This is a genomic window from Pseudomonas sp. WS 5078 (assembly GCF_012985745.1).
Lineage (GTDB): Bacteria > Pseudomonadota > Gammaproteobacteria > Pseudomonadales > Pseudomonadaceae > Aquipseudomonas > Aquipseudomonas lundensis_A.
Genome location: NZ_JAAQWX010000020.1, coordinates 61898 through 74335 on the forward strand (window position 1 = coordinate 61898; position 12438 = coordinate 74335).

Below are 12438 nucleotides of genomic sequence, written 5' to 3' on the forward strand. Positions count from 1 at the left end.
GGCGCGAAGAATATCAGGGTTCACGGGGCGGCTCTTCCCCTTCAGGCTGAGGCTGTTCAGGCAGCGGCAAATGCAAGGTGATGCAGGTGCCGCGCCCCTCGATGCCCTCGCCCACACTGATGCGCCCGCCGTGGGCGCCGACCATGCCCTGACAGATCGCCAGCCCCAACCCCGTGCCTTGCCCGCCCCGGTCGCCGCGGGCTGCGGTGTAAAACATGTCGAAAATCTTCGCCCGGTCTTCTTCCGGGATACCGGGGCCCTGATCGCTCACGGCAAACCACAGTTCCTGTTGATTGGCCCCCGCCACCAGTTGCAGTACGCCCTGAGGCGGCGAGAAGCGCGCCGCGTTTTCCAGCACATTGATTAGCGCCTGCTCGATCAACGCCGCGTGGATATGTAACAGCGGCAACTGCGGCGCCACATCGACCTGTACCTGTAATGGCGCGAGCACAGCCCGCAGCCGATTCAACGCACTGCCGACAATGTCGGCCGGTGACACCCAGTCGCGGGCCAGCTTCAAGGCGCCGTGGCCCAGGCGGGTCATGTCCAGCAGGTTCTGGATGTAACGATCCAGACGCTCGGCCTCGTCACGGGTGCCCTCCAGCAACTCGCGGCGGTCGTCCAGCGGGATCGCCTCGCCCAGCGCGAGCAACGTATCAATGCTGCCGCGCATGGTGGTCAAGGGCGTGCGCAGGTCGTGGGACACGGAGGCCAGCAAGGCGCTGCGCAATTGTTCGGTTTCACCATGCAAGCGTGCGGCTTCAAGGTCTTGGGCCAGTTGCGCGCGGGCCAGCGCTTGCGCCAAAGGCTGGCTGAGGGCCATCAGCAAGCGCCGCCGCTGACCACTCAAGGCTTGGCCTTCTTTCGGGCTCACGCCCAGCAAGGCCAATGGGCCGTCGTCCACGGTCAGCGGCCACCACCACCAACGGCCCATCGGCAATGTGCCCGTGCCTTTGCCCGCCGGTTGCTCGTGGCTCCAGGCCCAATCGGCGGCGGCGCGCTCGGCTTCGTTAAATTGCAAAGGCCCGCCGGTTTCCACCGTCCAGCCGCCGCTGCCATCGCGATTGAGCAGGCACAGGTTGAGCTCTTTCCAGCCGCTCAGGTGCTGGGCGGCGGCATTGACCACCGCTTTACGGTCAGTGGCGGCCGTCAATTTGCGCGACAGGTCCAGCAGTTCGCTGGTTTCTTGCTGGGTCTCGCGCAACGCTTGCAACTGACGGCGCTGACGGGCCGCGAGGTTGCCGGTCAGGGCAGCCATCAACAGGAAAAACACCAGCGTCAGGACGTCTTCTTCGCGCTGGATGCTGAACGAGAAATTCGGCGGAATGAACAAAAAGTCATAGGCCAAAAAGGACATCGCCGCACACGCTAGCGCAGGCCCCAGGCTGCTGCGCACCGCGACCAGCAGCACGGCCGCCAGAAACACCATCGAAATATTGGGCAGCGCCAGCACACTGGACACTCCCCAGGCCAACGCACTGGCCAGTACAGTCGCCAACAGCGCCAGACCGTAGTCGAACCACACCAGCGACCCCACGTGCCGGCGCGGCCTGGCATCCGGCGCCTGCTCGTTGTCGAGCACGTTGATTTCCAGCCCGTGGGCATCGCGCAACAATCGCGAGGCCAGGCCGCCGCCGAAGATTTTCCTGCGCCAACTGGGCCGCGACTGACCCACCAGCAGCAAACTGGCGCGGCGCTCTGCGGCGTGCTGAATCAGGGTTTTCGCCACTTCCCCGGCGCGCAGCAACACCACCTCACCCCCCAGACGCTCGGCCAATTGCTGCGCACTTTGCAGGCGCAAACGCGCCTGCTCGTCACGTGCACGCCCGTTGTCGACATGCACCAGACTCCACGGCAAATGTCGCCGCTCGGCCACCCGGCTGGCGTGACGCACCAGCCGCTCTGCCTGAGCATCGCCATCAATGCCCACCAGCAGGCGCCCGCGCAGCGCCGGGGCAGCCTGACCGAGCTGACGATACCCTTTGTCCAGTTCATCATCGACGTACACCGCCGCGGTCTGCATCGCCAATTCGCGCAGGGCATTGAGGTTGGTCTGGGTGAAGAAGGCATCGATGGCCGCGCGTGCCTGCTCGGGCACATACACCTTGCCATCGCGCAGCCGCTCCAACAGTTCGCGGGGCGGCAGGTCGATCAGCAACAGTTCGTAGGCCTCCTGCACGATCCAGTCCGGCAGGGTTTCGCGCACGTGCACGCCGGTGATGCCGCGCACTTGATCGTTGAGGCTTTCCAGGTGCTGGACGTTGACTGTGGTGTAGACATCAATCCCGGCGGCCAGCAACTCCTGCACGTCTTGCCAGCGCTTGGCATGACGACTGCCGGGCGCGTTGCTGTGGGCCAGCTCGTCCACCAGTGCCAGCGCGGGCCGGGCCTCCAACAGGCCATCCAGGTCCATCTCTTCAAGCTGCACGCCCCGGTACTGCGAGCGCACCAGCGGCTGTTGCGCCAAGCCGTTGAGCAGCGCCTGGGTTTCGGCGCGGCCATGGGTTTCCACCACCCCGACCAGTACCCTGACGCCCTGGCGCACGTGAGTGTGTGCCGCCTGAAGCATGGCGTAGGTCTTGCCCACACCCGGGGCCGCGCCCAGAAACACCTTAAGCCGGCCACGGCCGGCCCGAGGCAAATCAGCTAACAACGCATCGGCGCGACCGGAATCTGTCATGTCTTTACCTATTCAAATGGAGAGCAACGCAGCCGTTGCCGCAACAGGCGGCAGCGACTGCGGGGGCAGGTGACTCAGGGTTTGAGCTGCGCCAGTGCCCGGTTCAGGTTCAGCACGTTCACCACCGGCGGCCCTACCCACGGCTGCTCGATATGCGCCTCGAGCAGTTGCTCCACCGTTTGCACCGGCAAGCCACGGGCCGCGGCCACACGTGGCAGTTGATAGCGTATTGCCTCAGGTGGCAAGTGCGGATCCAGCCCGCTGGCCGACGTGGTGAGCATCGCCAGCGGCACCGGCCCCTGTTCGGGCACGGCCCATTCGGCGGCACTGTCCTTGACCCGCGCCGCCAGCGCCGGGTTGCTCGGCGCCAGGTTGCTGGCCGCGCTCGACACCGTGGCATACGCCCCGGCCGAGGGACGCGAATGAAACCATTGTTCGCCGGTGAAGGCTTGGGCGATCAACTGCGAACCGCGCACGCTGCCATCCGCATCGCGCACCAGACTGCCATTGGCCTGATCGGGAAATGCCAGTTGTGCAATCCCGGTCACGGTCAGCGGGTAAATCACCCCGGTAATCGCCGTCAACAACACCATCAGGCTCAGGGCTGGACGTAAAAGAGTAGCCATGTTGCGTTCCTCCTCGGGTTAAACCAGGTGCAGCGTCGTGAGCAGCATGTCGATCAGCTTGATGCCCACAAATGGCACCACCAGCCCCCCAAGACCGTAAATCAGCAGGTTGCGGCGCAGCAGTTGCGCGGCGCTCGCCGCCTGCACCCGCACGCCGCGCAAGGCCAACGGGATCAGCACCACGATAATCAGCGCGTTAAACACGATCGCTGAAAGAATGGCGCTCTGCGGGCTATTGAGGTGCATCACGTTGAGCACGCCCAGTTGCGGGTAGATCGTGGCAAACAGCGCAGGCAAGATGGCGAAATACTTGGCCACGTCGTTGGCAATCGAGAACGTGGTCAGCGCGCCCCGGGTCACCAGCAGCTCTTTACCGATCTGCACCACATCCAGCAGCTTGGTGGGGTCGCTGTCGAGGTCGACCATGTTGGCGGCTTCGCGGGCCGCCTGGGTGCCGTCGTTCATCGCCATGCCCACGTCAGCCTGCGCCAGCGCTGGCGCATCGTTGGCGCCGTCGCCGCACATCGCCACCAGACGGCCGTCGTTCTGTTCCTGGCGGATGCGCGCCAGCTTTTTTTCCGGTGTGGCTTCTGCCAACACATCATCGACCCCCGCCTCGGCCGCGATTGCTGCGGCGGTCAGCGGGTTGTCACCGGTCACCATGACCGTGCGAATCCCCAGTTTGCGCAGTTCGGCAAACCGCTCGCGGATGCCCGGCTTGACCACGTCCTTGAGGTGAATCACGCCCAGCAGCTTGCCTTGCACGCACACCAGCAACGGGGTGCCGCCGCTTTGGGCAATTTTGTCGATTTCACGGGACAAGGCCGGTGCGACGTCGTCACGTTTGAGGCCGACAAAGGCCAGTACCGAATCCACGGCGCCCTTGCGGTACACGCGCATGTTGTAATCGACACCTGACAGCCGCGTTTCAGCCGTAAACGGCACCGCTGTGATGTCATGCGCCTCGGGCTCGGGCAGTGCGTGCAGCCCACGGATGAACTCGACAATCGACTTGCCCTCGGCCGTGTCGTCGGCCAGCGACGCCAACAGCGCGCCCTGCGCCATCTCCATCGCAGTCACGCCGGGCGCCGCGTACAGCGCGGTGCAGCGACGGTTACCGAAGGTGATGGTGCCGGTCTTATCCAGCATCAGCACATGCACGTCACCCGCGGCTTCCACCGCGCGGCCTGACTTGGCAATCACATTCAGGCGTACCAGCCGGTCCATGCCGGCAATGCCGATGGCCGACAGCAAGCCGCCGATAGTGGTCGGGATCAATGTCACCAACAGCGCGACCAGAAACACCAACGGCAGGCTGCCCCCCGCAAAATAGGCGAAAGGTTGCAAGGTCACGACCACGATCAAAAAAATCAGGGTCAGGCCGATCAGCAGAATATCCAGCGCCACTTCGTTGGGGGTTTTCTGGCGTTTGGCGCCTTCGACCAGCGCGATCATGCGGTCGAGCGTCGACTCCCCGGGGTTGGCGCTGATCTGCACCAGCAGCCAGTCCGACACCAGCCGCGTGTTGCCCGTGACGGCCGAACGGTCACCGCCCGACTCACGGATCACCGGAGCGGACTCGCCGGTAATCGCTGCTTCGTTGACCGCAGCAATGCCTTCAATCACTTCGCCGTCACCGGGGATCATCTCCCCGGCTTCAACACGCACCACATCGCCTTTGCGCAAGCGCGTGGCCGGGACCACTTCAAAGCTGCCGTTGGCCGTGCGACGGCGCGCACTCAAACCCACGCTGCCCGCCTTCAGGCTGTCGGCCCGTGCCTTGCCCCGGCCCTCGGCCAGGGCTTCGGCGAAATTGGCAAACAGCACGGTAAACCACAGCCACAGTGCGATTTGCAGCGCCACGCCGGTGGACACCACAGGGTCGGGCAGCACGCACAAGATCGTGGTGAAGATCGCCGTCAATTCCACTACCAGCATCACGGGCGAGCGCTTGAGCTGACGCGGGTCAAGTTTGACGAACGCTTGCAACAACGCCGGACGCCACAGGTCGGCAAACGCGGTTTTCGGTGACGCGGGCGCCTGAGTGGCAGGCGCAGGCGTCAGGGTTTTAACAGGAGCTGGCATGCTCATCATTGTGTCCTCAGAAGCCCGGAATCAGTTGTTCAGCGATAGGGCCAAGGGCCAGTGTCGGCAAGAAGGTCAAACCGCCTACCAGCACGATGGTCATGGTCAGCAGCACCACAAACAGCGGGCCGTGGGTGGGGAAGCTGTCCTGCCCCACGGGTGCGGTTTTCTTCATCGCCAAACTCCCGGCCAGTGCCAGCACCGGCAGGATGTAGCCGAAACGGCCAATCAACATCCCCAGCCCCAGCATCAGGTTGTAAAACGGCGTGTTGGCATTTAGGCCGGCAAACGCAGAACCGTTGTTGGCACTGGCCGAGGTAAAGGCATACAGCACTTGACTGAAACCATGGGCACCCGGGTTGCTCACCGACGCAACGGCACTCGGCACACTGGTCGCCAACGCACTGAGCACCAGCACGCCCACCGGCATCACCAGCAGCGTGACCACCAGCAGTTGCACCTCTTTGGCTTGCAGTTTTTTGCCCAGGTACTCGGGGGTACGGCCAATCATCAAACCGGCCAGGAACACGGCAATCAGCACGTTGAGCAACATGCCGTAGAGACCGGCGCCTACCCCGCCGAAAATCACTTCACCCACCATCATGTTGGCCAGCGCCACCATCCCGCTCAGGGGGTTGAGGCTGTCATGCATGCCATTAACCGAACCGTTTGACGCAGCGGTGGTGGTCTCGGTCCACAGCACCGTAGCGGTGGTGCCAAAACGCACTTCCTTGCCTTCCAGCGGGGCGCTGTGTTCAACCAACGGGCTGTTGAGCGCAGGGTTGGGTTGAGACTCTGCATACAACGCCGTGCCGCCGCCGACCAGGAACAACGCCAGCATGCAGGCGATGATGGCCCGGCTTTGGCGCAGGTCCTTGACGTAATGGCCAAACATAAACACCAGCGCCACGGGAATCAGGATGATTGACGCCACTTCAAACAGGTTGCTCCAGGCTGTCGGGTTCTCGAACGGGTGCGCCGAGTTGACCCCAAAAAAGCCACCGCCATTGGTGCCCAGTTGCTTGATCGCAATTTGACTCGCCGCCGGGCCGAGCGGGATGACCTGATCCACACCCTGCACCGTCACCGCACTGACATAGTGCGCGAAGGTTTGCGGCACGCCCTGCCACACCAGCAGCAACGCCAGCACCAGGCACAACGGCAGCAAGCCGTAGAGCGTGGCGCGGGTCATGTCGACCCAGAAATTGCCCAGCGTACGGGCCGACCGACGGCTAATACCACGGCACAAGGCAACCAATACCGCCAGGCCGGTGGCCGCACTGACGAAGTTCTGCACAGTCAGGCCAGCCATCTGGCTGAAGTAACTGAGCGTCGCTTCGCCGCTGTAGCTCTGCCAGTTGGTGTTGGTGACAAAACTCACGGCGGTGTTGAACGCCTGCGTCCACTCCTGCCCCGGCAACTGCTGCGGGTTGAGCGGCAAATACTGCTGCAACAGCAAAATCGCGAACAGCAACACAAAGCCTGCGAGGTTGAACGCCAGCAACGCCAGCGTGTACTTCTGCCAGCTTTGCTCATCCCCCGGATCGACCCCGGCCACCCGGTAACAGACCTTCTCGACCGGCCCGAACACTGGCGTCAACCACGTGCGCTGACCTTCCATGACCTTGTAATAAAAACGTCCCAGCCAGGGCGCAGGCAGCAACACCAACGTGAAAAAGGCCAGCAACAGCCCATAGTCATAACTGTGCATACCCGCTCCTAATTCCGATCAGCGCGCAACAGCGCCACCAGCAGATAAACGAACAGCCCCACTGCCAACAGCAGCGACACCCCATCCAGAATGCCCATCGACGTGCTCCCCAAAGCGGCGATTGCCGCGTGTTGGGAAAGTGTGGGGTTCAGGGGTGTAAAGGATCGAGATCGAGGGGTATGCGGAGGCGTAAAAAGGGCGTAAAGAAAACAATCACTGCAGACCCTCACCGGCTACCGGGTCTGCAACGACAGCAGTGCGAACGCTTACTGCAGCAGCGGGGTGTCGAGCACCTCGGATGCGCCGCCCAGCACGCTTTCGCTCAGCTGGATAAACGACGGGGTGTTGACCTTGTCCATGCGCATCAACGCTTGGCTCACATCGTCCAGCGAACGCTTGCTATGGGTTTGCAGACGAATTTCGCGGTCCAGCGCCTGCAACAGCGTCACAGCACGCGCCACCGCCGCCGGATTGGCCTGCGCGCCGCGCAACCGCGTGACGCCTTTGCCGGTCGCATTGAGCTTGTGCTGCAACGTCTGATAACGCTCGTCGCTCATCCCGCCTGCGCGGCGCATCAATTCAATGGCGTAATACTCGCTCAGCCCTTGGCTGATCCAGTCATGGCCCGGCTCTACCTGGATGCCACTGAACAGTTGCACCAATTCGCGCAACAACGGGCTGCTGCCAGACTCGCTGACCATCGGCAACGCGCTGCTCAGGTAAATGGAGTTGCGGTCGGCGCTGGCGCCTTTCCACATCGGGCTGCCCGCACCGACGATCAGTAACTTGGGCGGGTTGCGCGGGAACACTGCTTGCACCTGCGGCCAGACGAACGTCAGCAGCGTCAGGACGTCCATACGCCGCATGCCTTGCCCTTGCGGCGCGGCAACGGTGACCTCGGTTTCGCCCAACGTGGTGCGACGGCTGCCCAGCGTGCCCGCCAGCATCCACCCGGTTGGCCGATCAAACAAACGCGACACGTCATCAATACGGAAACGGTTTTTACCGATACGCGGCCACGCTGTTTCGACACTTTTCCAGCCGTCGGGCAAGACGAACGTCAGCCGCGACACCAGCTCGGTACCGTCCTGCTGATCGAGGCTGGCAGGCGGCACCAGTTGCTCGCCACGGAACAACGCCCACTTGGCCGTGGAATAGGTGTCGAAACTGCCGTTCTTGAAGGGGTGATTGAGGCGAACCCGGTAACTCAGACTGGCGGTGCCTGACGCGGGATGCCACACGCCACGGCTGTGTTGCGGGTCAGCAGTGAGCTGCCAGCCGCCATCGGCCTTGAAGTCGCTGTAGCTGCCGGGGGCGCCAAGGTCAAAATCCAGGCTGCGCACGGCTGAGCCTTCAGCCAACGTCAGGCGCACGTCGGCCTGGCCGGTCTGCGGCATCAGGCGCACGTGGTAATCCAGATTGACTTTTTGCGCAGCCCACAACGGGCTGCCGAGCAGTGCAATCAGGAGTCCCAGAGGTAGTTGGTAACGCAGCGGCATACACACTCCTTGCGACCGCTCCGGGCGTTAACCGGCGCGGAAAATCAGGTGATCTTCCCAGTCTTCTTCCGGCACGCTGCCTTCGGCCAGCATGCGTCCCGATTGCGAGATGCGCTCGTGATGCACCGCATCCGGATCACCGCATACCAAGTGGTGCCACAACGGCAAATCCTTGCGCTCGCTGACCAGGCGGTAGCCGCAGGTGGGCGGTAGCCATTTGAACGCTTCTGCCTTGCCCGGCGACAGTTGAATGCAGTCCGGAACGGAATCACGTCGATTCGGGTAGTCAGTGCACTGACAGGTTTTCAGGTCGAGCAATTTGCAGGCAATGCGCGTGTAGTAGACGCTGTTGTCGTCTTCATCTTCGAGCTTTTGCAGGCAGCACAGGCCGCAGCCATCGCACAGCGACTCCCATTCCTCCTGATCCAGTTGATCGAGGGTTTTGCGGATCCAGAACGGTTCAACTTTTGCGGCCATGGCTCAAACATCAACATCGGGAAATGGAAAAGGCCGCCAGTCTAGTGCCCAAGGCCCCGCGGGCCAAGGGCTTGTCGTCAGACTTGTCAGCTCGATGGCATAACAGTAGCTTTGCGCCTACGCTGAACCGCGAAAATTAACTCAGGTATCGAGAATGACTGCTAATACCCGCATCGCCGATCACGCCATTCATGAGCAATTCACCCAACGCTGGTCACCCCGCGCCTTTACCGATGCAACCATCGATAAACCGACCCTGATGAGCTTTTTCGAAGCCGCACGCTGGGCGCCCTCGGCTTACAACTCGCAGCCGTGGCGCTTTCTGTTCGCGCTGCGTGGCACGCCGGCGTTTGATCGCTACCTGAGCTTGCTGGTGGAATTCAACCAGGGTTGGGCCAAGCACGCGGCCGCGCTGGTGGTGATTGTGTCGAAAACCACCTTCGCCGCACCGGGCACCACCGAAGAGAAACCTTCACCCACTAACGCGTTCGATACCGGCGCAGCCTGGGGCCATCTGGCTTTGCAAGCCCACTTGAGCGGCTGGCACACCCACGGCATGAGCGGGCTCGATTACGAGCGCGCCCATAAAGAACTGAAAATCCCGGAAGGCTATGCCGTGCAAGCCATGGTGGCGATCGGCAAGCTGGGTGACAAAGCGACGCTGGTGGATTACCTGCAAGCCAAGGAAGTGCCCAGCCAGCGTGAGCCGCTGAGCAAATTAGTCGCTGAAGGTGATTTCAGCCTCTAAGCGATTGCGCTGTGGCAGCCGCATACCGCGAGCGTTTGACCTGACAATTAAACGCTCGCGCTGCCCGGCAGCCACTACAGACGGTTAATAGCCGCGCGTGAAATCCACTTCGCCACGCATTGGCTGCCCCGCCTGAAACGCACGCAGATTGTCGACGAACAGTTGCACCATCAACGACGGTGAAGTCGGTGCCGAACTGTGACCCGTCAACAACAGGCCCCAAGCGGTCCAGAACGGATGCTTGGCGGGCAATGGCTCTTGCCGGCAAACGTCAATCACGGCGGCTGCAATATGGCCAACCCGCAACGCTTCAACCAGGTCCGCGTCCACCACGGCGACGCCGCGCCCGGCGTTGATGAAGACCCCGGTGGGGTTGAATTGCGCAAACAGCTCGGCATCGTACAGATCGTGAGTGTCCGGCGTGTTGGGCAACAGGTTCACCACGTAATCCACCGCCCCCACCAGGCGCGGCAAATCGTCCAGCGTACCTACCTCCTTGAAGGGCGCCTGTTCACGGGCCGTACGGGCGATGGCATACAGCTCCACGCCAAACGGTTGGAGAAACTGCGCCACGGTCTGGCCAATGTCTCCGGCGCCGACGATCAGCACCTTGCGCCCGACCAGACTCTGGCCCATGCGGTTGTCCCATTTGCGCTCCACCTGACTGACCAGCCGCGCCATGACTTCGCGCTCGTGCCCGAGGATGTACGTGAGGACGTATTCGGCCATCACCTGCCCGAAAATGCCCACGGCACGGGTCAGGCGGTAGTTACGCTGCAAGCCGCCGGCCAACAGCGGCGTGATGCCGGCCCAGGTCGATTGCAGCCACTGCGGTTGATGACCTTGACGCATCAGCGTCGCCAGCAGATCAGGCTGGCCCAACCATACCGGGCAATCGGCCGCCAGACGCGACAGCTGCGCCGAATCGCCACTGGTCAACACGTCCAGTTCAGGCGCTGCCTGTTGCAGCAGGCGTGTGTAAAGGGGGTGGTCATGTTCGGCAATCAGAACGCGCATGCTCGTAACCTTTTTAAAACGCTGCCAGCGGCCGCCGTCGCGGGTTAACGCGTCGAGTTCAGGCAGCGCCAATGCAATTGAATCCACTCAGGACAGGTGCCCGCTGCCGGGCACCTGGATCGGGCTTTTACATCGGGTCGTTGCGACGCAATAACTCTTCGGGCAAGTGTTCGATGTATTCGTCTTCGGCCGGTGGCATCTGCAGGTGATAGCCTTGTTTCTCAAGGTTCTCCAACACCACGGCGATGTCTTCGCGCGACAGCTTGCGCTCGGGGGTCAGCACCAGATCGAACGCGTGAATGGCTTTGCCAAACGCCGCCATCAAAGGCTCCGGCACGCGCTCCAGGGCATCGGCCTTGAGCACGTACAAATACATTTCGTTGCGCTTGGTGCTGCGGTAAATAGAGCAAATACGTTTCACGACGGTTCTCCAGCAGTGGCCAGGCTGTCGAGCAGTGCCTGACCCATCAGCTCACGGCGCCATCCGCGCAGTGAGTCCGGCAATTGATAAGGCCCATTGGGGAAGCCGCTTTTGACCAGCGCTTCCAGGGTTTTCTTGCGCAGCATCAGCTCGGGCGCCATGTTCAGTTGTTCGGCATAGACCTGACCCACGGCCCGCAGGCGCTTGATCAACGCAGCGGCCTCCACCGGCAACGGCTCGGGTACGGCAGGTGGCCACTGCTCCGGCGGCAGGCTGCCTGCACGCTTGATCAGGCCGAGCAAAAATTCGCCGTCCTGGCGCACGGTTCGCGGGTGCATGTCTTCAATGCGCGCCAACGACACCAGATTGTCGGGCTGAGTTTTGGCCAACGGCCACAACGCATGTTCACGTACGATCCGGTTACGCGGCAGGTCGCGGGCGCGGGCTTCACGTTCACGCCAGGCGCAGATTTCTCGCAACACCGCCAACTGATCGCGGGACAGTTTCCACGCCAGCTTGGCCTCGCGGTACACCTCGTTCGGGTCCACTTCGCGGCGCAAGTTCGCCACCAGTTCAGCACCGTCTTCCAGCACCCAGTTGTACTTCTCATCGGGCAGGCGCGGACGCAACAACACATACACTTCCGCCAGATGTTGTGCATCTTCGGCGGCGTAACTGATCTGGGTTTCGGAGAGTGGGCGTTGCAGCCAGTCCGAACGGGTTTCGCCTTTGGGCAGGTCCAGGTCGAGCACTTCCTTGACCAGGCGCGAATAACCCATTGAGAAGCCCAGGTTCAGGTAAGCGGCTGCCAACTGGGTGTCAAACAAGGGCGCAGGCAAACTGCCCGTCAGGCGCAACAGCACCTCAAGGTCCTCGCTGCACGCGTGCAACACTTTAACCACTGCCGGGTTTTCCAGCAGGGCCGCCAGCGGCTGCCAGTTGTCGATGGTCAACGGGTCAATCAGGTAAGCGCGCTCCCCGTCGCCGATCTGAATCAAACCGGCAATCGGGTAAAAGGTGTCGACCCGCATGAATTCGGTGTCGAGGGCTACGAACGGCAAATGCTGCCATTGGGCGCAATGTTGACCGAGGCTATCGTTGTCGCGAATCCAGTGAATATCGATGGCCACACGGCTCTCCCTTGAAGAATGGCGCGCAGTATATATCGGCATCA

11 protein-coding genes are annotated in these 12438 nt (G+C 62.3%); 1 reads left to right on the top strand and 10 read right to left on the bottom strand.

What is annotated here, in order from left to right:
• Positions 1-13: 13 nt before the first annotated feature.
• From HBN68_RS20975 to HBN68_RS21005, 7 genes are all read right to left on the bottom strand, one after another.
• Entirely contained in the window at positions 14-2680 is a 2667-nt protein-coding gene (locus tag HBN68_RS20975) for a sensor histidine kinase KdpD (protein WP_169965976.1), read from the bottom strand.
• Positions 2681-2754: 74 nt separating this feature from the next.
• Positions 2755-3306 (bottom strand): potassium-transporting ATPase subunit KdpC, encoded by a 552-nt coding sequence (gene kdpC / locus HBN68_RS20980; RefSeq protein WP_169965978.1) that lies wholly within the window; start codon positions 3304-3306, stop codon positions 2755-2757.
• 18 nt (positions 3307-3324) lie between these two features.
• Positions 3325-5397, bottom strand: a complete 2073-nt coding sequence (gene kdpB / locus HBN68_RS20985; RefSeq protein WP_094994054.1) for a potassium-transporting ATPase subunit KdpB — start codon at positions 5395-5397, stop codon at positions 3325-3327.
• A 10-nt stretch (positions 5398-5407) separates the two neighbouring features.
• The gene (kdpA, locus tag HBN68_RS20990; protein ID WP_169965980.1) at positions 5408-7102 is read right to left on the bottom strand and encodes a potassium-transporting ATPase subunit KdpA; all 1695 of its coding nucleotides are present in this window, start codon (positions 7100-7102) and stop codon (positions 5408-5410) included.
• 8 nt (positions 7103-7110) lie between these two features.
• The gene (gene kdpF, locus HBN68_RS20995; protein ID WP_047274123.1) at positions 7111-7200 is read right to left on the bottom strand and encodes a K(+)-transporting ATPase subunit F; all 90 of its coding nucleotides are present in this window, start codon (positions 7198-7200) and stop codon (positions 7111-7113) included.
• A gap of 168 nt (positions 7201-7368) precedes the next feature.
• A complete protein-coding gene (locus HBN68_RS21000; RefSeq protein WP_169965982.1) occupies positions 7369-8601 on the bottom strand; it encodes a hypothetical protein in 1233 nt (410 codons plus the stop codon).
• 27 nt (positions 8602-8628) lie between these two features.
• Complete coding sequence (locus tag HBN68_RS21005; RefSeq protein ID WP_094994057.1) at positions 8629-9078, bottom strand: YcgN family cysteine cluster protein; 450 nt, start codon at positions 9076-9078, stop codon at positions 8629-8631.
• A 154-nt stretch (positions 9079-9232) separates the two neighbouring features.
• On the opposite strand from HBN68_RS21005, the gene HBN68_RS21010 reads away from it, so the two are divergent.
• Positions 9233-9826 carry a nitroreductase family protein gene (locus HBN68_RS21010; protein WP_094994058.1) on the top strand — a complete coding sequence of 198 codons (594 nt, stop codon included), beginning with the start codon at positions 9233-9235 and terminating at the stop codon, positions 9824-9826.
• A gap of 84 nt (positions 9827-9910) precedes the next feature.
• Here HBN68_RS21010 and HBN68_RS21015 read toward each other — a convergent pair whose 3' ends face one another.
• The 3 genes from HBN68_RS21015 to rnd form a co-directional block, all read right to left on the bottom strand.
• Positions 9911-10843: a D-2-hydroxyacid dehydrogenase gene (locus tag HBN68_RS21015; RefSeq protein WP_094994073.1), complete on the bottom strand. Its 933-nt coding sequence runs from the start codon at positions 10841-10843 to the stop codon at positions 9911-9913.
• Between the two features lie 127 nt (positions 10844-10970).
• Positions 10971-11264: a YcgL domain-containing protein gene (locus tag HBN68_RS21020; protein WP_047274112.1), complete on the bottom strand. Its 294-nt coding sequence runs from the start codon at positions 11262-11264 to the stop codon at positions 10971-10973.
• Positions 11261-12394 carry a ribonuclease D gene (rnd, locus tag HBN68_RS21025; RefSeq protein ID WP_094994059.1) on the bottom strand — a complete coding sequence of 378 codons (1134 nt, stop codon included), beginning with the start codon at positions 12392-12394 and terminating at the stop codon, positions 11261-11263. The genes HBN68_RS21020 and rnd overlap by 4 nt, the downstream gene beginning before the upstream one ends.
• Positions 12395-12438: the final 44 nt, after the last annotated feature.

Excerpts from the sequence above, each read along its gene's own strand:
- kdpA (WP_169965980.1), bottom strand. The coding sequence starts at position 7,102 with ATGCACAGTTATGACTATGGGCTGTTGCTGGCCTTTTTCACGTTGGTG.
- kdpF (WP_047274123.1), bottom strand. The coding sequence starts at position 7,200 with ATGGGCATTCTGGATGGGGTGTCGCTGCTGTTGGCAGTGGGGCTGTTC.
- kdpB (WP_094994054.1), bottom strand. The coding sequence starts at position 5,397 with ATGAGCATGCCAGCTCCTGTTAAAACCCTGACGCCTGCGCCTGCCACT.
- HBN68_RS21005 (WP_094994057.1), bottom strand. The coding sequence starts at position 9,078 with ATGGCCGCAAAAGTTGAACCGTTCTGGATCCGCAAAACCCTCGATCAA.
- HBN68_RS21015 (WP_094994073.1), bottom strand. The coding sequence starts at position 10,843 with ATGCGCGTTCTGATTGCCGAACATGACCACCCCCTTTACACACGCCTG.
- kdpC (WP_169965978.1), bottom strand. The coding sequence starts at position 3,306 with ATGGCTACTCTTTTACGTCCAGCCCTGAGCCTGATGGTGTTGTTGACG.
- HBN68_RS21010 (WP_094994058.1), top strand. The coding sequence starts at position 9,233 with ATGACTGCTAATACCCGCATCGCCGATCACGCCATTCATGAGCAATTC.
- HBN68_RS20975 (WP_169965976.1), bottom strand. The coding sequence starts at position 2,680 with ATGACAGATTCCGGTCGCGCCGATGCGTTGTTAGCTGATTTGCCTCGG.
- HBN68_RS21000 (WP_169965982.1), bottom strand. The coding sequence starts at position 8,601 with ATGCCGCTGCGTTACCAACTACCTCTGGGACTCCTGATTGCACTGCTC.